Origin of the sequence: Arthrobacter pascens (assembly GCF_017052465.1) — a bacterium.
Classification (GTDB): Bacteria; Actinomycetota; Actinomycetes; order Actinomycetales; family Micrococcaceae; genus Arthrobacter; species Arthrobacter pascens.
The window spans coordinates 54,886-76,261 of the sequence record NZ_JAFHKT010000114.1 but is presented as its reverse complement, the minus strand read 5'-3'; the positions used below and the strand labels follow the sequence as shown (position 1 = coordinate 76,261).

The following is a 21,376-nucleotide window of genomic DNA, read 5'->3' as shown; positions in this document are numbered from 1 at the left end:
GGGGGTTGAGGCTGCCGAAGACCTGGGCTTCGACCAGCCCGCGATCTCGACAAGTTCGAAGCGGAAGCTACGGCTCAGAAACCGCCGTCTCAGCAACCACTGCGCCTTCCCCGTTGCGGATGCGCTGCACCATCGCGGTGGTGGAGCGCTCCGCCACATAGTCCAGGATGCGGACCCGACCGCCGTAGGCCTCCACGGCCTCCGTTTCGGCCAGCATCTCGGGCGTGTAGTCGCCGCCCTTGGCGTAGATTTCCGGGCGCAGCTGCTCAATCAGCGGTATGGGCGTGGGGGTGTCGAAAACGGTCACGTAGTCCACGCAGCTCAGCGCGGCGATCACGGCGGCACGGTCCGCCACGCTGTTGATGGGGCGCTCCGGTCCTTTGAGCCTGCGCACGGACTCGTCACTGTTGAGTGCCACCACCAGGATGTCGCCCAGCTGCTTGGCCTGGTTCAGGTAGCGAGTGTGGCCGCGGTGCAGCACGTCGAAGCAGCCGTTGGTAAGGACAACCCGCTGGCCGTCGCTGCGGTGGGCACGGATGTGCCGTTCCAGCTCGTCCGCCGTCAGGGCCGTGTCCGCGAAGCTTTCCAGGTAGCGCCCCAGCTCATCCGTGCCGCACACGGATGTTCCCGGGTGGTGCACCACGACGTCCGCTGCCGCCTGCGCCAGGTCGAGGCTGGCGGTCAGGGGAAGGGAAGCGGCGCGGGCCAGGGTCAGTGCGGCCACGAACGTGTCTCCCGCACCGGATGCCTGATTCTCCGTGGCCGGCCGCGCCCAGGTCCGGTGGGAAGTGCCGTCGGCCATCACCAGGACAGTGCCGTCGCGGTCCAGCGTGACCACCACCGCCCGGGCACCCGTGGCCTTCAGCAGCTGCTGCCCATGCCCGGTCACCACGGCGGCGCGCTCCGGCCCGCCGGACAGGCGGCAATCCAGCAGCCTCGCGGCCTCTTGCGCGTTGGGCGTAGCGAGGTCCGGTTCCAAACCCGCCCACGGGCGGGGGTCATGGGCATCCACCACCACCAGCTGGTTCGGTCCGCGCCGGGCCAGGGCACCGGTGAGCCGTCCGCGGACCGGCCCGGCCAGCACCCCTGTCCCGTAGTCACAGACCACCACGGCGTCCTGGCGTTCGACGGCGGCCGGCAGCACAGCGGCGAGCGCCGCCAGCGCGTCTTCCGGGATTTCAGCGGCGGCATCGTCGAAGCGGAGCAGGACCTGCCCGCCGCTGCTGATGCGGATTTTCGTCGTGGTCACCAGGTCCGGGTCTTCCATCAGGAAGGTGGTGTCGACGCCGGCGGCCAGCAGCTGGCGCTTGAGTTCCGTGCCGGCGTCGTCCGTTCCGATGAGCCCGGCGACGCTCACCCGGGCACCCAGGGAGGCCAGGTTCATGGCGGTGTTCGCGGCGCCGCCCGGGGAAAATTCGCGGCGGGTGATGTCCACTACGGGGGCCGGAGCCTCACGGCACATCCTGTCGCTGGGGCCACTCCACCAGCCATCGAGAATCAGGTCGCCCACCACGAGGACAGCCGGGTGTTGCTCCGCAAGCCGCCGCGGAAGCCACGCTGCCAGGCCGCGCTGCTCCGAGAGCTCCGGCCCGTACCCGGCCGGCCCGTACGGCACGTGCCCGTCCCGCAGATTCCCTCCTCCGGCTCCCGCCCGGCTGGCTCTCTCTTGGCCTGCTCCGCCGGCCGTCATTCTGCCAGGCCTTCCGCGGAGGAGCCGGTGCCGGGACGAGGGGCCGCCGCCATGTGCACCACCTTGACCCTGGTGAATTCGTCCAGGAGCTCCGGCCCGTAGCCGAAGCCCTGACCGCTTGCGCCGCGCGGCTGGGCGGACCCGCCCGGGGCCCCGCCGAACACGTCATTGACCTTGACCGTGCCCACGGGAAGGGCCGCTATGGCCTGCTGGGCGTGGGCGATACTCCCGGTCAGGACCGTCGCGGCCAGCCCGTACCGGCCCGCGGCGGCCAGCTGCAGGCCTTCCCCAAAGCTGTCCACGACGCGCACCGGAGCCACCGGGCCGAAGGTCTCCTCGGCCATGACCTCCATGGAGTCCGTGCAGTCGAGCAGGACTGTGGCGGGATAGAAGGCTCCAGGACCGTCGGGAACCGTCCCGCCCTCCAGCGCCCGCGCGCCGAGCCGCAAGGCTTCGGAGACATGCCGGTGGACCGTCTCGCGCAGCCGCGTGTCCACCAGCGGCGCGATCCCGACCCGGTTGCGCGTCCGGGCCTGTGCCGCGAGCGCATCGCAAAACGGCTCCGCAACGGCCCGGTGGACATAGATTCGCTCCACCGACGTGCAGATCTGGCCACTGTTGCTGAACGCGCCGACGGCTGCCTGTTCCGCGGCCCATTCAGGGTCCACATCCTCGTCAACCACGAGCGGATCATTGCCGCCGTTTTCCCGGATCACGTGGGCGCCGGTGAGCACCGCGGCCTGCGCAATGCGGGCGCCGCTGTCGCTGGACCCAACGTGCGCAAAGACGTCTACGGGCGGCTGCTGCGTGAGGAGTGAGCCGACGTCGGCGCCTCCTGTCAGGGTCTGCAAGACATCCGGCGGGAAGGCAGACGCGAGCACTTCGCCGAGCCGTTCGCCGACGCGGGGGCAGCGCTCGCTGGGTTTGTGGACGACGGTGTTACCGGTGACCAGCGCGGCGCCGATCAGTCCGCAGGCTACGGCGACGGGGTCGTTCCACGGCGTCAGCAGGACGGCCACGCCGCGGGGCTCCGCTGCCGTGTAGTCGGCCGCGAGCCTGTTCCCTCGAAGGCTGTGGCCGCGGTGCACCGGCCCGAGCTCGGCATACTGCTCCAGCGTGGCAACTCCCGCTCCCACGCCGGCCCGGGCCTCCTCCACAGGGCGGCCCGTCTCCCGCGCGTTGATCTCCGCCAGCTCCGCGGCCTGTTCGCCCAGGGCGGCAGCGGCGGCACGCAGGAGCCTGCCCCGTTCCGCCGGCGGCGTGGCGGACCAGGCCGGCTGGGCGGCGCGGGCGGCCGCCACGGCACGTGCCACGTCCTCGGGCCGGGCGGAAGCAAACGTGCCCACGACGTCGCCGGTGCGGGGGTCCCTGATGGTGAGCTGGTCTGGTGCGGTTGTCTGGAAAGCCTGGGTTGTCGTGTGCATGGGGCTCCTCGCTGTGCAGGCTGCTGGTCCATGTGGCTCCGGTCCAGGAGGCTCCGGTTCGTGCCGTCTCCTGACCTCATCCGTACCCCGCCGCCGGTGCTTTACACGCCTGCGCCGTCACGAGTTTGGGTGCTGGCGAGGCGCGAGTACGGGGCCGTATGGTGGGCTCCACGGAAGCGAACCACCCTGTCCTGACCCGTCCGAACACGAAGGGCTGACGCCATGGAGCACCTCAACACAGATTTCGGCGGAGCACGCATCACCGGGTACGGAGTGGGCCCGGTCCTGGAGAAATTCGCCGGGGTCTCGCGGATCGCGGTGCTGCGCGGCGGCGGCCTGGGCGACCTGATGTACGCGCTGCCGGCCGTCGCAGCGCTGAAGGCCGCCTATCCGGAGGCCTCCGCCACCCTGCTGGGCACGCCCATCCAGGCGGAGCTGCTGTCCCGGATCGACGGTCCGGTGGACGAAACGGTAGTTGTGCCGTTCTCGGAAGGTGTCCGGCCGGGAGCGGAGGATGAAGGGGAGCTGAAGGAATTCTTCGACCGCATGCAGGCCAGGAAGTTCGACCTTGCCGTCCAGGTGCACGGCGGCGGGCGCTTTTCCAATCCGTTCCTTCTCCGCCTGGCGGCTCGCCACACAGTGGGCACCGGCACCCCGGATGCGGCCCGGCTGGAGCGGACCCTGCCCTACCTGTACTACCAGCATGAGCCGCTGCGGGCACTTGAGGTGGCGGGCCTCGCCGGCGCACCGCCGGTGGGGCTGGAGGCCAGGATCCGTGCCCTGCCGGAGTTCCGGCAGGAACTCACCGCGACGGTGGACGCGCTGTTTCCCGCAGCGTTTCCCTCAGCGTTTCCCTCCGCCAGGTCGGGCGGCACCGTGGTGATCCATCCGGGCGCCACGGACCCGCGCCGCCGCTGGCCGGCGGAGCGCTTCGGGGCGGTCGCCCGAAAAGCGTCCGACGACGGCTTCCGGGTCCTGGTGATCGGTGACCGCAGCGAAAAGGAACTGGCGGAAGCGGTAGTGGAGCACGCCGTCGGCCGTGTGGCCATGCACACCCCACCGCACGGAGCGCCGCAGGTGGGGTCGCTCGCGGGCGAACTTGGACTCGGGGAGCTCGCGGTCCTGCTCGCCGAATGCAGCGTCGTGGTCGCGAACGACAGCGGTCCGCGTCACCTGGCCCAGGCGCTCGGCACGCCCACGGTGGGCGTTTTCTGGGCCGGCAACGCGATCAACGCCGCACCGCTGGGGCGCGGCCTGCACCGGATCCACCTCGGGTGGGCCACCCACTGCCCGGTCTGCGGCATCGACATCACCCAGGTGGGCTGGACGGCGCCGCGGTGCGGCCACGATGAGTCCACGGTGGAGGCGGTCACCCCCGAATCGGTCTACGAGGACGTTCTCCAGCTCACGGCCATGAACCTTCCTCTTCGTGGCAGATGAGCATCTCGCGGATCTCGCAGCCGGCCGGCTGTGACAGCACGAACAGGATCGCCTGTGCAACGTTGGCGGGGTCGTTGAGGCGGGAATCGTCCTGCGGCTTGTACTGCTCGGCCCGGTCGTCGAAGAACCGCGTTTTCATGCCGCCCGGGATCATAGTGGTCACGCCGATCTCACCGCCCGTTTCGGCGGCCAGGGAATGGCTGAAACCCACGACGCCAAACTTCGACGCGCAATAGGCCGTGGCCTCCGGTAGCGCCCGCTTGCCCAGCGTGGAGGCGACGGTCACCACCCGCCCGCGGGATGCCTTCAGGTAGGGCAGCGCCGCGCGGACCACGGATACGGTTCCCATCAGGTTGACGCCGATGACGCGTTCCCATTCGTCTGCTCCGACATCTTCAAGCTTTCCGCAGCGGTCAATTCCGGCTGCCGTGACCACCGCGTCCAGGCCACCCAGCGTTTCGGCGGCCTGGAGGACTGCCTCGGTCACGGCCGCGCGATCCGAGACGTCCACCTCGAAGGCCTTCGCGGCGGCGACATTCCGGATGTCCCGGTCCAGCACCACAGGGGTTCCGCCCGCCTTCAGGACGGCGTCCACGACGGCGGCCCCCAGACCGGAGGCTCCGCCGGTGACCAGCACCCGGCCGGGCCGGAAAGTCGATTCATTCATGGTGTTCCTTTCATTCGGGTCTGTTTCAGGTTTGTCTGGCGGCACGGCCGGTCTTCGCAGGCGTTTCAGCTGACCTTCGCCAGCGCATCCGCCAGGACTGACGTGGACCGGGCCGGGTGGAAAGGCACGGTCACGCACCGCCCGCCCCAGCTTTCGACGAGGCTCGCTTCCGGCAGCATGGATGCCCGGTAGTCGCCGCCCTTGACCCAGATGTCCGGGCGCAGCAGGTCCAGGCAGGCCTCCGGGGTGTCCTCCTCGAAGACCATCACGGCGTCCACACACTCGAGGGCCAGGAGAAGCTCGGCCCGGTCCTGCTGGCTGACGATGGGGCGCTGTTCGCCCTTGATCCGGTGCACGGACTCGTCCGAGTTCAGGCACACGATCAGGCAGTCACCGAGGTCCCGGGCCGCCGCCAGTGTCCGCGCGTGGCCGGCATGGAGCAGATCGAAGCACCCCCCGGTGGCCACCACGGTTCCGCCGTTCGCCCGGACCCTCCGGGCCAGGGCCGGGGCATCCTCCTCCCGGCCCTGGCCCCAGACGCTGTGGCGCCAGACGGTGTTGTCCCCTACGGTGTTGTCCCCCAAAAGGCGGGGCCGGTCCGGCAGGGAGGCCACTCCGCCGGCGCCCAGGAAGTCCGCCGCCTCGTGGATGGCGAGTTCCACTGCGTCTTGAAGGCCGCGGCCCTCGGCCAGGTGCACCGCCAGGCCGGCAGCGAGCCTGTCCCCGGCACCGCACGGATCGCTGACGGCCGCTGGAGGTGCCGGGATGGTCCGCGGCAGGCGGTCCCGCCCTTCCAACAGCAGCCCGCCCCGCTCCCCCAGGGTCACCAGCACGGCCTTGGCCTGCCACCGGTCGAGCAGCATGGTGCCCGCCGCCGCGATTTCCGCCGGAGTCTCCGCCGCCATGCCGGCGGCCTTGGCGGCCTCGGCGAGGTTCGGTGTGGCCACCGCAACGCCGGGCACCGGAACAGCGCCGGAGGGGTGCGGGTCCCAGACGATCGGAACGTCGTCCGCCAGGGCTGCGAGGAGGGACCGGATGTCCGGATTGGCCGCCAGGCCGCGGCCATAGTCGGCAACGACGATAACCTCTGACTGCTCAATGACTTTCAGCATGCTGGCCGTCGCTTCGGGAACCTCCGGCCGGCCGCAGTCCTCGTCAAAACGGACCACGGCGTGGCGGCCGGCGCGGACACGCGTCTTCACCGGGGTGCGCACTCCCGAGGGCCCGGCCACAACCCGCACGCCGGCGAGCGCCCCCTCCAGTTCCTGGGACGCGTCGTCGTCCGAAAGCACGGTCACCAGGGTGACCCGGTGCCCGTCCCGGGCAAGCATCCGGGCCACCAGTCCGGCGCCGCCCGCCCGCCGTCGGACGTCAGCGATGTCCACCACCGGGACCGGAGCGTCCGGGCACAGCCGTGTGGCTTCGCCGGCCAGGTCCACGTCCAGCAGCACGTCACCCAGCACCGTGATCCTCATCCGCGATCAGCTTCCTGCCCTTGCGCGGCCCTGCCCTTGCGGGCGACCTCGGCCTCGAAGGACCGGCAGATGGCGTGCAGCGCAATGAGGTGCCCCTCCTGCGCGTTGGCTGGTACGGCGTCGATGGCCACGGCGTCGTCGCAACAGGAGGCCAGCGGATTCGGACCGGGTCCGGTGAGCGCCCAGGTGGTCACGTTGAGCCGGGCGGCGGCTTCGGCGGCGCGCAGCAGATTGGGGCTCTTTCCGCTCGTGGAAAGCAGCAGCAGGATATCCCCGGAGCGCCCGTGCGCGCGTACCTGGCGGGCGAACAGCTCCGCGTAGCCATAGTCGTTGGCGATGGCCGTCACCGCCGAACTCTCTGCGTGCAGCGAGATCGCGGAGAAAGGCACCCGCTCGCCGTCGAACCTGCCCACCAGTTCGGCGGTCAGGTGCTGGGCCTCGGCCGCCGAGCCGCCGTTCCCGGCTGCCAGCAGCCGCTGTCCGCCAAGCAACCGCCGGGCCAGCTCGGCGCCCCAGGCCGCCAGCCGGTCTGCCTGGCTCTCCAGCGACCGCAGGGCGGGAAGGACATTTTCCAGGTGGATGCGCACAGCCTCGCGGGACGCCGCGGCGACGGGGATGTCCGGACCGGGACGGTCCGCCCGGCGCCCAAACGCGGCCCGGCCGGCTTCCAGCGGGTGCAGGGGCGGAAGCTCAGCTTCCTGCAAAGACCATTCGGTGGTCACAGCGCCGCTCCTTCCATCGGTTCCAGGCTCGTGGCGTCGGCGGTTCCCGCAACGGCCAGCTGGTACGCCTTTTCCGTTTCCGCCGCGATCCGGTTCCAGGAGAAGCGGGCTTTCGCCCGCCGTTCACCGGCCCGTCCAAGCTTCGCGCGGAGTGCGGGGCTGGCCAGCAGCGTTGCCAGGGCCTCGGCAATGGCGGCGGGATCCTTGGGCGGCACATGCAGGCCTGTTCCGTGGTCCACCACGCTGTCCGTCAGTCCGCCCACCGCCGCCGCGACCACCGGGATGCCGCAGGCCATGGCCTCCAGCGGAACGATGCCAAACGGCTCGTACCAGGGTGTGCAGGCCACGGCGTCCGCGCTCCGGAAAATGGCCGGCATCGCGTCCCGGGGCACCTGGCCGCGGAGCTCCACCTGGTCCGCCACTCCCAGATCCTGCGCAAGGTCGAGCAGCCGTTGCGCCTCGGGATCCTGGCCCCCTGCTCCGCCGCCCACAATGAGGAGCTCGACGTCGGCAAAGCCCGCCGTCTTCAGGTACGGGAGGGAACGGATTACCAGGTCCACGCCTTTCCGCGGGACCAGCCTGCCGACGGACAGGATGCGGTGCGGGCCGGACCGGGCGTCGGCCGGGCCCTCGCTGGTGAACAGGTCCAGGTCCACACCGCACGGTGCGATGGACACCTTGCCTGTATCAATCCCCATTGCTTTCAGTTCGAAAACCTCGTCGGAGCAGGTGGCAATGATGCGGTCCGCGGAGCGCCCCACGGACGGTTCGAGGAACCGGCGTTCGGGCGGGCTGGTATCGTCGGCGCCCTGGTGCCGGCGTTTGACCGTCCCGAGGGCGTGGAACGTCTGCACCATGGGAACCCTGAATCCGGCGGGTTCGCTGCGTGCTGCGTTCAGCGCGGCGATACCGGACATCCAGAAGTGGCCGTGGACGATGTCCGGTGGCGTGCGTCCCCAGTCCTGGATAACACCGTCGGCGAGCGCCTCCATGAAGGGCAGCAGCTCATCCTTGGGCACATGGGTGGCCGGACCGGCGTCGACATGCACCACCTCAAGCCTGGGCTGCACCCGCACCTTTGCGGGCAGGTCCGGCGAATCGCGCCTCGTGTACACCGTCACCCGGTGGCCGCGCCGGGCCAAGGCTGTGGACAGTGCGGCGACGTGCACGTTTTGGCCGCCGGCGTCCACACCTCCAAGAGCTGCCAAAGGGCTGGCGTGTTCCGAAATCATTGAGATCTTCAATGGATGGTCCCTTCTCGCGCCGGGGTGAGGGGCCCGGTTCCGGACCCCGTAAAAGTGCCTTTCCTGTCCGGGGTTTCATTCCCCGGCGGGGCGCCGTTCCCCTGCAAGGCGGTGCTCCCCTTCGGCTGCCCTCGCCGCGGGTGGAGGTCAGCCAGTACGGTGTCCCAGTCAGCGAGGAAGCGGTCGAGGCCGTACCGCTCGAGGGCCGCTTCCCTGGCGGCCTTGCCGCGGCGCCGGGCCTCTTCGGGGTCGCCAAGGAGCTGTTCGGCACACCGGAGCAGCTCCCGGACGTTGGTTGAGATCGCACCGGCTTCGGCAGGGACTGCCCGCGCTGCTTCGGTGGTGGCCAGCGCGAGGACGGGCATGCCCAGGTGCATGGCTTCCAGCAGCGCGAGCCCCAGCGATGTCCACCGCAGCGGGTGGAGGTACACACGGCAGCGGGCCAGTTCGCGGTGGAGGTCCGCTGTCTTGAGGTCACCGCGGATTGTCAGCCTGGACGGCGGGATCCCGGTGCCGGCGTGCAGACCATCGCCGCCCATGCCGAAAACCTGAAGCGGGGCGGCCGTTGCGAAGCGGGACAGCAGATCCGTTCCCGTCACGCGTCCCCGGCGGACGGGCTCGTTCACCACAACACCCAGCTCCGGCATCTCCCCGGTATAGAGGTAGCCGGGGTCCGCAATCCCATGTTCGATGACGGTGGTCGGCGCCCTGCCGCAGTCCCAGAAGAGTTCGTTGAAATGGGTCACATGCACCACCGGAATCTCCTGCTGGTCCGCAAGCGGATGCCGGGTGAAGGGGACATCGCCCTTGGGGGTGTTGTGTTCCACATACACGGCGGGCAGGTCGACGCCGGGGCGCCGCCCCAGCAGCCTGGCCACCTCGGCGGCTTCCTCCGGACGCTGCAGGACGACGGCGTCAACACCGGCCGCGTCGAGCGTCCCGGGGGACACCTCGCGGACCGACGCCGGCCAGTCCCGGCCGGCGCGGCCCAGTCCCCACGGGCCGCCGTCGGGCAACACCGGCAGGAGGTACTCGTCACGGCCGCGGACGAAGGCGTCCGTCCATGACCCATGCACATGCCAGAGGAGAATTCTCATCGCCTACGCACCTTTCTCCGCGTGTTGAGGGAGGAAACCCCGCTTATCAGCCGCGCAACGGCGTCCACCACCTGCTCCGGCGATACCGAGCCCAGGCACGGGTGCCCCGGAACCGGGCAAATCCTGGCGCGGCTGAGCCGGCACGGCGCGTTCTGGTCGCCCAGCAGTTCCAGCGGAACGCCGTACGGTGCCCACCGGACCGCCGGCACTACCGGGGAAAACAGGCTGACCACCGGTGTCCCGACCGCGGCCGCCAGGTGGGCCGGCCCAGTGTTGCCGGTGACCACCGCCTCCGCGCGTGCCAGCACCCCGGCGAGGCTCTGCAGGTCCGTCAGTCCGCCAAGGTCAATGCCTGAGGGCCCGGCCACGGTTGCAGTGAGTTCCGTTTCCCCGGGTCCGCCTGTCACCACCACGCGATGGCCCGCGCCCTCGAGCAGTTCCACGGCGGCCGCATGGTGCAGCGGAGGCCATGCCCGGGCCGGGACGGACGCGCCCGGGTGCACCACCACGTACGGCTCCTCCCCTACCAGGTTCCGGACATCCGGCGGGTCCTTGACCATCAGCTTTCCGTCGTCGCCTTCCCTGAGCCGGAAACCGGCCGCACAAGCGATTCCCAGCGCCCGGACTGCTTCCGGCTGGTCTTCGGGGAAATCCTCGCCCGGCCGCAACCTGACGTCCAGGAGCGAGCCGGCATAGTCCGTCGACGCGCCGGTGATGCGTTCCACGCCCGCCAGCCGCAGGAGCAGCGCGAGGGGGAGCGGGGACTGGTGGTAAGACGTGAGGATGACCGCCTCGGTGATCCGGGAATTGCGGACGAAACCCACGAGGCTGTCCACGCGCTGCCCGGTCACAGGAGGGGCGGGGTTGGTGATCCACGGGCTGTCCCAGGCGAAAACGTCCGACACCTCGGGCAACAGCCGCGCCGCGGACTCCCCCTGTGGTCCGCAGAGCACGACGACGTCATTGGGGCTGCCGCCGTCGGCCCGCCTGCCGTTGGCCACCGCCCGGGCGGCGGGACCGGCCAACAGCACATCACCCACGCTGTCCAGCCGCGCCACCAGCACCCTGCTCATTCCGGCCCCCGCAGCAGCATGGCGACGGCCTGCTCAAGATCTGCCGCGACCTCACCCGCCGCGGCAACCTCCTCATTCCTGGTCAGGGGCGTTGGCACCAGCACTCCCCTGGCTCCGGCCGCCCGGGCTGCCTCGATGTCACTGCCGATGTCCCCGATGAACGCCGCTTCTGACGGATCAATGCCGAGGCGGGAACACGCGCTGTGGATCATGCCCGGGGCCGGCTTGCGGCAGCCGCAGCGGTCCTCAGCGGAGTGCGGGCAGACCTCCCATACGTCAAAGGGCCCCAGCAGTTCCTCCACCCGGGCATTGACGCCCGCGACTTCCTCCGCGGTCAGGATCCCCCGGGCGATCCCCGACTGGTTGCTCAGGACCCCCGTCGCCAGGCCCAGGCTGCGCAGACCGTCCAGGGCCCTGCGCGCGCCCGGAAACGGCCGGACCATGCCCGGATCCCCGTTGTAGGGCACATCCACCACCAGGGTGCCGTCCCGGTCGAACAGCACAGCCCTGAGCAGGGAAGCGTGCGGAAATTCGTTGCCTGCCATACCCCCTTCCGTTCCCCTCAGGAAAGGAGCTAAACAGCCAGCCACCCACTTCTTCCGGTTAGACTCCTCGTCAGGCGGCCTGCCGGGGCAGCCTTCAGCAGAGGAGGCCAGACAGTGGAAACACCGGGCGCCAACGGCGGACAGCCCATCCTGCTGGTCCTGCGGGCGCTGAAACTGGGCGATCTGCTCGTTGCGGTGCCGGCACTCCATGCGCTGCGGCGCGCCTACCCGGAACACCGCCTCCTTTACGCGGCACAGGACTGGCTCGCGGAGGCGCTCGTCTTGGTGGACGGGTTCGAACTGCTCCCCACCCACGGCCTGGACGTTCCGATTCCCGTCCGGGCCGGGCGGGTTGATGTTGCGGTGAACCTCCATGGCAGCGGGCCGGAAAGCGACCGCCGTCTGGCGGAAATCAGGCCGCGCACCATCCTGGGCCACCGCACGGCCGACAGGCCGGGCCCACCGTGGATGGAGGACCTCCATGAACGTGAGCGTTGGGCGCGCCTGCTGCGGTGGCATGGCATCGAAGCTGACGCCGCCGATTACCGGCTGCGCCAGCCAGCGGTGGCCAGCCCCTGCCCGGGTGCCACGGTGCTGCACGTCGGCGCGGCCTACGGCAGCCGCCTGTGGCCTGCCGAAAGGTTCGCCGCCGTGGCCCGCCAACTGGCAGCCGACGGGCACAGGGTAGTCCTCACGGGCAGTGCAGCCGAACGTCCCCGGGCCGTGGAGGTCGCACGGCTGTCTGGGCTCGCGGAGAGCCACGTCTTGGCCGGCGCGTTGCGGCTCACCGAGTTCGTGGCGGCCGTTGCCGGGGCCAGGCTGGTGGTCTCTGCCGACACGGGTGCGGCGCATCTTGCCTCAGCCTATTCGCGCCCCTCGGTGGTGCTGTTCGGCCCGGCTCCGGTGGAGCTGTGGGGGCCGCCGCCGGGGCCGCACGTGGTGCTCACGGATGGTCAGGCACGGCGCGGGGACATCTTCGCTGCCTCGCCGGACCCTGCTCTCCTGGCTGTCTCGGTGGAGGATGTTCTGGCAGCCGTCCGGGGACTATCGCTGGACTGATCCTCTTCAGCCAGCAACCGGTGCTGCAGGCAGACAAGAATGCGCGACAGCCGGCGGGACACCTGCATCTGGGAGATGCCGAACCGCTGCCCCAGTTCCGATTGTGTCTCTTCCCGAAAGTAGCGCCGGTAGAGCAGTTCCCGGTCATCGGCTTCCAACTCCTGGATCGCCTCGTTCAGGCAGACCAGCTCTTCCAGGCGTTCAATGGGGGCATCGGGGGAAACCAGTGCCTCGGCCATCGGCGGCCCGCCCCATGGGTCTGCATTGTCGAGAGAATCGGGATGCATGCTGCTCCCTGCTGCCATGGCTTCCCTGATTTCGTCAACCGACACCCCCATGTCAGCTGCCAGTTCCTGGTCAGTGGGAACGCGGCCCAGGGATTGCGTCAGGTCCGGTGCCATCCGCAACAGCTGGGTCCGGACGTCCTGCACCCGGCGCGGCGGCCGGACCGCCCAGCAGCGGTCCCTGAGGAAACGCTTCAACTCGCCGCTGATCGTGGGTGCGGCGTAGGCGGGAAAACTCTCGCCCTTGTTCTGATCGAACCCCCTGGCCGCCTTGACCAGCCCAAGGTACGCGACCTGGACCAGGTCCGCGCGGTCCCGTCCCCGTGTGGCAAAGCGCGCGGCGAGAGACTCCGCCAGGTCGAGGTAGCTCAGGACGAGTTGATTCTGGAAGGCGTCGTGGAGGCGGCCGGCCTGCTGGGCAGGGCGCCTGGTGCGGTGCCCAGCAGGCCCGTGGCAGGCGCCTTTGGGTACAGGGTCACCCTTCCGGGCGTGGTCCACGGTGGCATGGGGAGGATTCTCTGGCATTGTCGGGGATTCCTTTGACCTGGATCACAAGAAAGCCTGCGGCAAGACTCAAAGGTAGGAAATCATAAGCGTGCTTATTACACAATGTCTCCCAGGCGATAGGCTCGGGAAAGCACAGGCATACGGCGGTAACCGATGAAACCAGCGAACGCGCCGCCGGACAGGATCCAACGCGTCCACGGAGGATATGACATGCGAATCGCCATCACAGGAGCGAGTGGAAATGCGGGCACCGCCCTGCTGCGCAGGTTGCAGCAGGAGCCCGACGGCGGACCGGACGTGGTGGGCATCAGCCGCCGGATGCCGGACACGTCGCGGGCCCCCTACGCCGGCGTGGAGTGGCACGCGGCGGACGTGGGCCTGGAGCGCGATCAGGGCGCCATCCGCGCAGCGTTCGCCGGAGTTGATGCGGTGGTGCACCTGGCCTGGCAGGTGCAGCCCAACCGCGACCTTGCAGTGCTGCACCGCACTAACGTCGCGGGCACGGCCAACGTGCTGGCCGCAGCGAAGGAAGCGGGAGTCGGGCACCTGGTGTGCGCCTCGTCAGTCGGCGCCTACAGCGCGGCGGACAAGAATCGGCGGGTGGATGAAGGCTGGCCCGCCAGAGGCATGGCCGGCTCCCACTACAGCCGGCACAAAGCCGAGCAGGAGAGGCTCCTGGACCGGTTCGCCTGGGACAATCCTTCCGTCACGGTGGCCAGGCTGCGGCCGGGGCTGATCTTCCAGCGCGATGCCGGAAGCGAGATCGGACGGTACTTCCTGGGAATGGTCCATCCCCGGCTGGTTCCGCGCCGCCCGGCCCTGCCCATCCTGCCCATTCCGAACGAGCTCGTCTTCCAGGCGGTGCATGCGGACGACGTAGCTGACGCTTACTGGCGGGTCATCCAGCGCAGGGCCGCCGGGGCCTTCAACGTCGCGGCCGAGCCGGTGGTCACCCCACAGAACCTTGCCCACCTCTTCCACGCGCGGCGGGTGCTGCCCATTCCCGTGCGCTTACTGCACGCCCTGGTGGATGCGACGTGGCGCCTCCACCTGCAGCAGACAGATTCAGGCTGGGTCGAGATGGCCGCCGGCGCGCCCATCATGGACACGGCACGCGCCCGCAACGAGCTCGGCTGGGAGCCCAGGACGTCGTCCCTCGATGCCATCCGGGAAGTGATCGAGGGCATGGGAGCAGGTGCCGGCCTCGCCCCGTCCCCGCCGCTGAAGCCGCGGCGCTCGCTGCGGGGACGGCCCTAGACTGGCAGTGCGCCGCCAAAATAGGCCCCCGCCGGAATAGGCCCCGGCAAAAAGGGGGCACTGCCTTCCGCTACTCCCGGGGGCTGTCCTTTCGTGCATCCATCGGGCCAGGCCCAGCGGCAGGCCGGGAGTCAGAGTCGGTGCGGGTGTCGGCGCGGGTGTCCGCGCGGGTGTCGGCGCTGGTGTTGCGCGGGGCGTCAGTCCTCTGGCCGGGGTCGATGACCGTCCCCGGACGCCTGCGGCCTTCTTCATCGACGTCCGGGTCCAGCGCGTTCGCCTTGGTCATATGCTTCTCCGAATCGCTGCGAAGGCCCTGCGCCTCGGACTGGCGCTGCTCGGCTTCCTGCTTCAGCCTCGCAGCCTCGACCTGCGCCTTCTCTGCGTCCGACTTCGCACGCAGCGCCCGGGCCTCATTCTCCCGGGCCTCCAGTTCCGCGTTCTCCGCCTCTCTGCGGATTTCCGCAGCGTGCTGGCGGTTCGTTTCATCCCGCTTCTGCCTAAACGCCTCCTTGCGCTTACGGCTCGTCATGAGGAGCACAACGATCAGTGCCACGACGACAATTCCGACAACGATCCAAACCCAGGCGGCTGTGTCCACCGTGGATCCACCTCTCTCCATATCCATCGCGGGCCGGCCGACGTGTCGAAGGCCAGGTGCAGCCCCCCTCGGCCGATTGAACTAACGGCAATCGGGGTACTTACTATCTAATAGTAATCATGCTTACTATTTATAGCGAGTAATGCCGGTTGTGATCAGCAGCCCACCTTCTTTGAAAGAGAGCGATGATGACAGAGAACCAATGGCCGCAGGACGGGAGTCAGCCTGAAGCCTCGGCCGCGCAGCACTCGGCTCCCCACCACGCTCATCCCCTGCACAGCGCAGCGGATTCATCCGGCACCAGCGGGCGCTTCGTTCCCGCGGCCGGCGGGGCCGTGCCACCGCCTCGGGTGGATCTTCCGGCGCCTGAAGCCGCTTCCGGACGCTACGTTCCCCCGGCGGGCGCGTCTGTACCGCCGCGCCCGGTCGACCTTCCCGGCCCTGATGCCGCCACGGCCGGGCTCAGTGGAGCTGCCTCCGTCCCAGCGCCCCGCACCGCCAACCCTCTGGACTCCCCCCAGCTGGCCGAAGACAGGCAGTCCCGAACACACCTTGCGAACGATCCGCTGGCAGGAAAAGAGCTCGCGGACGACCCCATGGGCAGTGACCCGCTCACACGCGACCGGTCGAATCCCGGTTAGGCCCGCGTTGGGCGGTTCGCCGCAGAACGCGGAAGCGAAGAACAACATCCAGCCCGCCTGACCCCATTGAAATGCAGGATTGATCTGCAGGCAGTTCCGCCGCGACGCGGGCCTTGCCGCCTGCACGTGCCCGAAAGGATGGCCCCATGGCCACGAAAGAAGCCCCGGAATCCAGTACAGCGAAGGCGTCCACAGCACCTGCCCCGGACGACGAACGCAAGCCCGACAGCCCCACCGACGTCACCAAGCCTTCCTGGAAGTACATCGCCAAGAAGACGCTGCGCGAGTTTACGAAGGACCAGTGCCCCGACCTCGCGGCAGGCCTCACCTACTACGCTGTCCTCTCGCTTTTCCCGGCGCTGCTCGCCCTGGTTTCGCTCTTGGGAATCTTTGGCGACGCGGAGAAAACGACGGCGGCGCTCCTGGACATCGCCCAAGGCATAGCGCCGGGTTCCACCATTGACACCATCCGCGAGCCGGTCCAGGAACTGACCGCTTCGCCGGCGGCTGGGTTCACCCTTGTCATCGGCCTCGCAACTGCTCTCTGGTCCGCCTCCGGCTACGTGAACGCGTTCGGCCGGGGCATGAACCGGATCTACGAAATCGACGAAGGCCGCGGCTTCGTCAAGCTCCGCGGCACCATGCTCGGAGTAACTGTGCTTTCCGTGGTGATCGTCGCGCTGCTCGCCGCCATGCTGGTGGTCAGCGGTCCGGTGGCAGAAGCCGTGGGCGGGGTCCTCGGACTAGGCGGCGTGTTCCTGACCGTATGGAACATCGCAAAATGGCCGGTCATCATCCTGCTCGTCATTGTGGTCATCGCGATCCTGTATTACGCCACCCCCAACGTCAAACAGCCGAAGATCCGCTGGATGAGCCTTGGATCTCTCATTGCACTGCTGGCCTTCGTCCTGGCCTCGCTGGGCTTCGCTTTCTACGTGGCCAACTTCAGCAACTACAACAAGACCTACGGGGCAATCGGCGGCGTGATCGTCATGCTCCTGTGGCTGTGGATCCTGAACATGTCCTTGCTTTTTGGCGCGGAGTTCGACGCTGAAATGGAGCGCGGCCGGCAACTCCAGGCCGGCATTGAGGCGGAGGAAACCATCCAGCTGCCGCCCCGTGACACGAAGAAGAGCGACAAACTGCAGGAGAAGGAGGAAGAAGACATCCGGCACGGACGCGAACTCCGCGAACAGCACAGCGGCAAGCAGGACGGGCAGGACCGCGCCGACACCCAGTAAGCCAGTGCGGCGCCGGCCGCCGCTACCCGCTTCGCAGTGCGGCGCCGGCCTCGACGCCGATGGCGCGCAGATAGGCGCCGAACCCGCGGGGCGCCCGGGCCGCGGTTCGTCCCGAAGTGACGACACGAATGGTGTCCGTTGCCACGACTGCGAAGCCCCGGCGCCGGAGGCGCTCCACCAGGATTCTGTCCTCGGCGGAGCGAATCTCCGGAAACCCTCCCGCGTGCCGGTAGGCCGAGGCCCGAACGCCAAGATTGGCACCGTAAACGTGGGGATGATCTTCGCCGAACGGGTGCCTGGCGCGCCAGCGGCGGAGAACTTCCGGGTCCATGCCGCCCGGGTCAGGTTCCACCGACCCCAGCACCACGTCCCAGCCGGAGTCTGCGAACTCGAGTTGGCGCCACAGCCAGTTGTCCGGGACGCACGAGTCTGCGTCGGTACTGGCCAGCCACGTCTCCTCCAGGGCGGACGGACGGCCCAGCAGGGCTGCGGCCACACCGGCTGCCCTGCTGGCGCCCGCATTGCGGAACGGCCGGGACAACACCGTGATCCGGGTGTCCAGGCCGGCAAAAGCGGAGACGACCTCTGCCGAACGGTCGGTGCAATGGTCCAGCACGACGGTGATTCCGACGTCGGTGCCGGGCCGCCGCGCTTCCAGCGCGGCGGCCGCTGCCTGGATGGCACTGAGTGCCTGCTCCAGGTGCCGTTCCTCATTGTGCGCGGGCATGACCACGTCCACCCGGGCGATTCGCGGGCGGCCCGGCTCAGGCGCCATGCACAGGCTCCGGCGCGGCGAACGTCTCCAGCACAAAGTCCTGTTCCGTATACAGTGCCGCCGTGGGCCACCGCAGGCGGGTCCTGGCCAGCGCGTGGACTGTGTCGCCGTCGAGCTCCCAGCCGGAAACGGGGTGCCGCCAGTGGCACAGCAGCAGCGTTCCGCCCGGCGTCAGCGCTGCGGCGATGTGGTCGAACAGCTCCGCAAGTTCGGACGGCGCCAGGTAATAGCCGACTTCCGAGACAACGATCAGGTCAAAGCGGCCGTCCGGCCACTGGCGCGGAACCGTCAGCTGCCGTGCCTCGGCGCCGCGGTGCGGAGCCAGCCGCCGCGCAGCCGCCAGGAGGGCAACGCCGCTGGCATCCACGGCGAGGAACCGCCCGCACCGCTGTGCCAGCTCTGCGCTCAGGGTTCCGATCGAGCAGCCGACTTCCAGTCCGGCGTCGTACTGTGGCTCCGGCAGCGCAGCGAGGGTCAGCGCGCGCTTGCGCCGCTCATACCAGCTGTCCTCATACCCCCAGGGGTCGGCAGCCTCGCTGTGCACCGCATCAAAGATGCCCTCAGCGTCGCGGGCGCTCCGGGTTCCGGAAACCGGGTGCCGCCACGCAAAGACCTCGAAGGGACGCTCAAAATGTGCCCGAAACCGGTCCGTGAGGAGCGCCTCATCGCCGGGGTGTCCCGACAGCGGCTGCACCTGGGAGGAGTGTGCCAGCATGGCGGCACGCTTTGCCCGTTGCTCCTGCCCGGTGAGCGAAAGCCGCACCCAGTCCCGCCAGGCATCCTGCTCCGGCGTCGCCCACAGCCAGTACCAGACGGGGTATTCCAGCAGCCCGTGGCCGCCGGCGTCCGCGACGTCCGCAGCCACCGTTCCCAGAGTCTCGTGGTCGGGGTGCCCGTCCTCCCGGTAGGGGGCAACCAGCACGAGCCGTTCCGGAGGCCCGGGGTGCCGGTCCACTGCCAGGCTCAGACTGTTGGTGACCGATGTGCGATGTTCTGCCAGCCTGCCGTCCGGGAGATCGAGGAACTGCCAGCGCCCTGCCAGGCCGAGCACGGACATCGCAGCGCCGAACTCAGCCAGCCGGACGGCCGCAAGCTGCTCAGGCGTTGTGGTGGGAGAGTCGGGATGGGACGCTTCCCCTGCCGAACACAGCAGGACTTCCACGGCGGCGCCGGCTCCGGAGAGCCTTGCCAGGAGGCCGCCCGCCCCGAGCGATTCATCATCCGGATGGGCCGCGAGAAGGATGAACGTCATGCCGGCCAGTTCGTCCGGCCCCAGCGGCAGTTCGCCAATTCCGGCGAGCGCGCTGCCGGCCCAGGCCGCTTCATCCGTGCCGGCGTCCGTGTGCGAGAAGGTCACCACGGGTGTTCGCCTTTAAGGGTCAGGGCGCCGAGTTGGGCGTCATCACGCATCGCATGGTGCTGGCGCACGTAGAGTGACAGGTCCGCCATGCATTTTCCGTACCGGTCGTCGAAGGCCAGCGGTCCCGGCCCCAAGTTCTGGCTCACCAGGAGCTGGACGCGTTCGACGGCGGCAGCAACGGTCCCGCGGACCCGGAGCGCCTCGCTCCACGCGCCGGCGGCCGGCCCGCCTCCCGCTTCTGCCTGTGCTTGTTCTGCTTGTTCTGCCTGCGCTTGCGCCGGAGGTGCGTCGACGCTTCCAGGCCGCCCGCCGTCGATCAGTTCAGCCGCCCGGGCGAGGTACTGGGAGGTGGAGGTAAGGATCCTGTCCACCTCGCCCAGGCCGGCGAGGGCCACCTGATCGGGCTCCCGCTGGGATTGGGCGCCCCGAATCAGTGCGGCCTTGAAATACCGGCCCAGCGCAACGGCACCGCCCAGCCAGCACGCCGCCACCCCCATGCCGCCCCATGCGAATCCCGGGCGCTGAAAGTACCAGCCGTCATCGCCGAGCGGCACCGCCGCCACGCGGTCGAAATGGACTGTGCCGCTGGGGATTTCCCGCAGGCCCCGGCTGGTCCACTCGGGGTCCGTGCAGGTCACGCCGGCATCCCTGAGGTCAACGGCAAAGGCGGCCCTGCCTCCCGTTGCGGTGTGCGCCGTGACCACTGCATGGTCCACGAACTGGGCCAGCGAGCACCATGGCTTGGACCCGGTGAGCCGCACTCCCCCGGGCCGGTTTCCGGGCTGGTCTCCGGGCTGCGCAGCCAGGCGTGTGCCGGGCGCCTCGGCAGCAAAGACTCCCCAGGTTCCGGTGAAGGAGTCCGCCTTTCCGGCCTGCGACAGTATGGCACCGGCGTCAAGGTGAGGTTCAAGGATGCGTCCTGCGGCCACGTCAATGGAGGCGACGGATGCCAGCAGTTCCCACAGCTGCGCGGTGGCCCCGCCACCCGGCTTCGGCGCGGATTTGCCCGCCTCGTTCGCTGCAGCGAGCAGCGCCGGGACGTCCTCCACAGCGGCGGCGACCGACTCCAGCGTCGGATCAAGCTCCGCGAGCTGTTCCGGCGTCGAGCTGATGCGGACTGCCTGCCAGCGGCGATGCGGCGGGTTCACAGCGGCTCAGTCTTCCGCGGGCACAGTCACAGCGGCGGACGAGCTTCGGCCGTCCGGCAGGCCGTGGAAGTTGGTGCCCACCAGGTTCCAGTGCGCTTGTTTTCCCTGCTGATGGAGTTCGATCAGATCGTTGAGAACCATTTGAAGATTGCCGGCCAGGGCCTGGGACGCTTTCATTACTTCCTCCGCTGCTGTTGACAGGCTCCGGCCGCGTACGGCCGGTCACGCTGATTCCCAGCATACTTATCTTCTGCGGTGCACGCCGTGATGTCTGCGTTCAGTCCGCTATCCCCCGGATGGCCATGCCACGGTGGCCTGCATCTGATCCAGCGGAACACTGCCATAGGCCCGGGAGTCGATGGAGCCGGACCGGTTGTCGCCGAGCACAAAGACGTGGCCGGCAGGGACCATGACGGGACCGAAGTAACTGCCGTCGATGCGGCTGTGGTCGATGCCGGGCTCACTCTGCGGTTTGCCATCCACAATGAGGACTGAGTCTTCGATGGCAACCGACTGGCCCTGGAACGCGATGGCGCGCTTAAGCGTCGGGCGCCCGTCCTCGGGGCTGCTGAATACCACCAGGTCCCCGGCCCTGAGGCCTCCCAGGAGCGGGCCGGGCTTGTACAGCAGGACCATGCTTCCCCGGGGCAACGCTGGTTCCATACTTTCGGAGCTGACCGTCATGGGCTCAAGAACCCACAGGCGGGTGGCGAGAAGGACTGCCGCCAGCACTGCCGCCGTCGCGGTTTTCCTGCTCCGAACGTGCCGGAGGAACGTCCCGGCGGACCTTTCCGGCCGGGCCGCTGCGTGGCGTGCTAGCCGGCCCATGGGGGAAGTTCCGCCTGTGGTGCCGTCTGTGGCGCTGACAGGAGGTGTCGTCGGGAAACGGACATGACTGTGTCTCCTTTCGAGGGGACTGGCACGAGCATGATCGGCCGTTCTTGGAAAAAGCTGGGGTTGTGCGGCACAAGCACGGGCAGCCCCGGCGCCACCCCCAATTGGGCCCCCTCAAATCGATGGCTAAATTCGCGGGCGAGGGCTGGCCGCCCCTTACCGCGGAGGGCCAACCCGGGAATTGCCAGCACTTGGACAGAGACGAGGACCGCCGGGCGCCGTGCCGTATTCCGGC

The 21,376-nt window shown here is 69.2% G+C and carries 20 protein-coding genes and 1 pseudogene; 5 read left to right on the top strand and 16 right to left on the bottom strand.

Features of this window, described 5'->3' with window-relative positions:
• Positions 1-67 precede the first annotated feature (67 nt).
• Together rfaE2 and JYA52_RS05270 are read right to left on the bottom strand one after the other, a co-directional pair.
• Positions 68-1,690 (bottom strand): D-glycero-beta-D-manno-heptose 1-phosphate adenylyltransferase, encoded by a 1,623-nt coding sequence (rfaE2, locus tag JYA52_RS05275; RefSeq protein ID WP_205652154.1) that lies wholly within the window; start codon positions 1,688-1,690, stop codon positions 68-70.
• Positions 1,687-3,114 carry an aldehyde dehydrogenase family protein gene (locus JYA52_RS05270; RefSeq protein WP_205652153.1) on the bottom strand — a complete coding sequence of 476 codons (1,428 nt, stop codon included), beginning with the start codon at positions 3,112-3,114 and terminating at the stop codon, positions 1,687-1,689. Before JYA52_RS05270 ends, rfaE2 begins: the two co-directional genes overlap by 4 nt.
• A 222-nt stretch (positions 3,115-3,336) precedes the next feature.
• Between JYA52_RS05270 and JYA52_RS05265 the strand changes: the two genes are divergently transcribed.
• Positions 3,337-4,554 carry a glycosyltransferase family 9 protein gene (locus tag JYA52_RS05265; RefSeq protein ID WP_205652152.1) on the top strand — a complete coding sequence of 406 codons (1,218 nt, stop codon included), beginning with the start codon at positions 3,337-3,339 and terminating at the stop codon, positions 4,552-4,554.
• Here JYA52_RS05265 and JYA52_RS05260 read toward each other — a convergent pair.
• The 7 genes from JYA52_RS05260 to JYA52_RS05230 all read right to left on the bottom strand — a co-directional run bounded on the left by JYA52_RS05260 (position 4,520) and on the right by JYA52_RS05230 (position 11,377).
• Entirely contained in the window at positions 4,520-5,221 is a 702-nt protein-coding gene (locus tag JYA52_RS05260; protein WP_205652151.1) for an SDR family oxidoreductase, read from the bottom strand. The two genes, JYA52_RS05265 and JYA52_RS05260, sit on opposite strands and share 35 nt — an antisense overlap.
• A 65-nt stretch (positions 5,222-5,286) precedes the next feature.
• Complete coding sequence (locus tag JYA52_RS05255) at positions 5,287-6,696, bottom strand: PfkB family carbohydrate kinase (protein ID WP_205652150.1); 1,410 nt, start codon at positions 6,694-6,696, stop codon at positions 5,287-5,289.
• Positions 6,693-7,418 (bottom strand): D-sedoheptulose-7-phosphate isomerase, encoded by a 726-nt coding sequence (locus JYA52_RS05250; RefSeq protein WP_205652149.1) that lies wholly within the window; start codon positions 7,416-7,418, stop codon positions 6,693-6,695. Before JYA52_RS05250 ends, JYA52_RS05255 begins: the two co-directional genes overlap by 4 nt.
• Complete coding sequence (locus JYA52_RS05245) at positions 7,415-8,662, bottom strand: glycosyltransferase (protein WP_205652148.1); 1,248 nt, start codon at positions 8,660-8,662, stop codon at positions 7,415-7,417. The genes JYA52_RS05250 and JYA52_RS05245 overlap by 4 nt, the downstream gene beginning before the upstream one ends.
• Entirely contained in the window at positions 8,659-9,759 is a 1,101-nt protein-coding gene (locus JYA52_RS05240; RefSeq protein WP_205652147.1) for a glycosyltransferase family 4 protein, read from the bottom strand. The genes JYA52_RS05245 and JYA52_RS05240 overlap by 4 nt, the downstream gene beginning before the upstream one ends.
• Positions 9,756-10,832, bottom strand: coding sequence for a glycosyltransferase family 9 protein (locus JYA52_RS05235; protein WP_205652146.1), 1,077 nt, complete (start codon positions 10,830-10,832; stop codon positions 9,756-9,758). The genes JYA52_RS05240 and JYA52_RS05235 overlap by 4 nt, the downstream gene beginning before the upstream one ends.
• Positions 10,829-11,377 carry a D-glycero-alpha-D-manno-heptose-1,7-bisphosphate 7-phosphatase gene (locus JYA52_RS05230; RefSeq protein WP_205652145.1) on the bottom strand — a complete coding sequence of 183 codons (549 nt, stop codon included), beginning with the start codon at positions 11,375-11,377 and terminating at the stop codon, positions 10,829-10,831. The genes JYA52_RS05235 and JYA52_RS05230 overlap by 4 nt, the downstream gene beginning before the upstream one ends.
• A 114-nt stretch (positions 11,378-11,491) precedes the next feature.
• Between JYA52_RS05230 and JYA52_RS05225 the strand changes: the two genes are divergently transcribed.
• The gene (locus JYA52_RS05225) at positions 11,492-12,436 is read left to right on the top strand and encodes a glycosyltransferase family 9 protein (RefSeq protein WP_205652144.1); all 945 of its coding nucleotides are present in this window, start codon (positions 11,492-11,494) and stop codon (positions 12,434-12,436) included.
• Here JYA52_RS05225 and JYA52_RS05220 read toward each other — a convergent pair.
• The gene (locus JYA52_RS05220; protein ID WP_205652143.1) at positions 12,331-13,245 is read right to left on the bottom strand and encodes a sigma-70 family RNA polymerase sigma factor; all 915 of its coding nucleotides are present in this window, start codon (positions 13,243-13,245) and stop codon (positions 12,331-12,333) included. The two genes, JYA52_RS05225 and JYA52_RS05220, sit on opposite strands and share 106 nt — an antisense overlap.
• Before the next feature lie 192 nt (positions 13,246-13,437).
• On the opposite strand from JYA52_RS05220, the gene JYA52_RS05215 reads away from it, so the two are divergent.
• Positions 13,438-14,484, top strand: coding sequence for an NAD-dependent epimerase/dehydratase family protein (locus tag JYA52_RS05215; protein ID WP_205652142.1), 1,047 nt, complete (start codon positions 13,438-13,440; stop codon positions 14,482-14,484).
• A gap of 70 nt (positions 14,485-14,554) precedes the next feature.
• Here JYA52_RS05215 and JYA52_RS05210 read toward each other — a convergent pair whose 3' ends face one another.
• On the bottom strand, positions 14,555-15,082 hold the full coding sequence (locus tag JYA52_RS05210; RefSeq protein ID WP_205652141.1) for a hypothetical protein: 528 nt from the start codon (positions 15,080-15,082) through the stop codon (positions 14,555-14,557).
• A 188-nt stretch (positions 15,083-15,270) separates the two neighbouring features.
• Between JYA52_RS05210 and JYA52_RS05205 the strand changes: the two genes are divergently transcribed.
• A complete protein-coding gene (locus JYA52_RS05205; RefSeq protein WP_205652140.1) occupies positions 15,271-15,723 on the top strand; it encodes a hypothetical protein in 453 nt (150 codons plus the stop codon).
• A gap of 146 nt (positions 15,724-15,869) precedes the next feature.
• Positions 15,870-16,964, top strand: a complete 1,095-nt coding sequence (locus tag JYA52_RS05200; protein WP_205652139.1) for a YihY/virulence factor BrkB family protein — start codon at positions 15,870-15,872, stop codon at positions 16,962-16,964.
• Positions 16,965-16,986: 22 nt separating this feature from the next.
• Here the strand turns inward: JYA52_RS05200 and JYA52_RS05195 are convergent, their stop codons facing one another.
• From JYA52_RS05195 to lepB, 5 genes and pseudogenes are all read right to left on the bottom strand, one after another.
• Complete coding sequence (locus JYA52_RS05195) at positions 16,987-17,739, bottom strand: glycosyltransferase family 2 protein (RefSeq protein ID WP_205652138.1); 753 nt, start codon at positions 17,737-17,739, stop codon at positions 16,987-16,989.
• A complete protein-coding gene (locus JYA52_RS05190; protein ID WP_205652137.1) occupies positions 17,729-19,099 on the bottom strand; it encodes a PIG-L family deacetylase in 1,371 nt (456 codons plus the stop codon). Before JYA52_RS05190 ends, JYA52_RS05195 begins: the two co-directional genes overlap by 11 nt.
• Complete coding sequence (locus JYA52_RS05185; RefSeq protein ID WP_205652136.1) at positions 19,093-20,247, bottom strand: acyl-CoA dehydrogenase family protein; 1,155 nt, start codon at positions 20,245-20,247, stop codon at positions 19,093-19,095. The genes JYA52_RS05190 and JYA52_RS05185 overlap by 7 nt, the downstream gene beginning before the upstream one ends.
• Before the next feature lie 30 nt (positions 20,248-20,277).
• Positions 20,278-20,424 (bottom strand): annotated as a pseudogene (locus JYA52_RS05180) (DNA starvation/stationary phase protection protein); the annotation flags it as partial.
• 108 nt (positions 20,425-20,532) lie between these two features.
• Positions 20,533-21,075, bottom strand: coding sequence for a signal peptidase I (gene lepB / locus JYA52_RS05175; RefSeq protein ID WP_205652135.1), 543 nt, complete (start codon positions 21,073-21,075; stop codon positions 20,533-20,535).
• Between the last annotated feature and the right edge of the window lie 301 nt (positions 21,076-21,376).

Excerpts from the sequence above, each read along its gene's own strand:
- JYA52_RS05220 (WP_205652143.1), bottom strand. The coding sequence starts at position 13,245 with ATGCCAGAGAATCCTCCCCATGCCACCGTGGACCACGCCCGGAAGGGT.
- JYA52_RS05200 (WP_205652139.1), top strand. The coding sequence starts at position 15,870 with ATGGCCACGAAAGAAGCCCCGGAATCCAGTACAGCGAAGGCGTCCACA.
- JYA52_RS05230 (WP_205652145.1), bottom strand. The coding sequence starts at position 11,377 with ATGGCAGGCAACGAATTTCCGCACGCTTCCCTGCTCAGGGCTGTGCTG.
- JYA52_RS05195 (WP_205652138.1), bottom strand. The coding sequence starts at position 17,739 with ATGGCGCCTGAGCCGGGCCGCCCGCGAATCGCCCGGGTGGACGTGGTC.
- JYA52_RS05265 (WP_205652152.1), top strand. The coding sequence starts at position 3,337 with ATGGAGCACCTCAACACAGATTTCGGCGGAGCACGCATCACCGGGTAC.
- JYA52_RS05270 (WP_205652153.1), bottom strand. The coding sequence starts at position 3,114 with ATGCACACGACAACCCAGGCTTTCCAGACAACCGCACCAGACCAGCTC.
- JYA52_RS05235 (WP_205652146.1), bottom strand. The coding sequence starts at position 10,832 with ATGAGCAGGGTGCTGGTGGCGCGGCTGGACAGCGTGGGTGATGTGCTG.
- JYA52_RS05255 (WP_205652150.1), bottom strand. The coding sequence starts at position 6,696 with ATGAGGATCACGGTGCTGGGTGACGTGCTGCTGGACGTGGACCTGGCC.
- JYA52_RS05205 (WP_205652140.1), top strand. The coding sequence starts at position 15,271 with ATGACAGAGAACCAATGGCCGCAGGACGGGAGTCAGCCTGAAGCCTCG.
- JYA52_RS05260 (WP_205652151.1), bottom strand. The coding sequence starts at position 5,221 with ATGAATGAATCGACTTTCCGGCCCGGCCGGGTGCTGGTCACCGGCGGA.
- JYA52_RS05215 (WP_205652142.1), top strand. The coding sequence starts at position 13,438 with ATGCGAATCGCCATCACAGGAGCGAGTGGAAATGCGGGCACCGCCCTG.
- JYA52_RS05240 (WP_205652147.1), bottom strand. The coding sequence starts at position 9,759 with ATGAGAATTCTCCTCTGGCATGTGCATGGGTCATGGACGGACGCCTTC.
- rfaE2 (WP_205652154.1), bottom strand. The coding sequence starts at position 1,690 with ATGACGGCCGGCGGAGCAGGCCAAGAGAGAGCCAGCCGGGCGGGAGCC.
- lepB (WP_205652135.1), bottom strand. The coding sequence starts at position 21,075 with ATGGGCCGGCTAGCACGCCACGCAGCGGCCCGGCCGGAAAGGTCCGCC.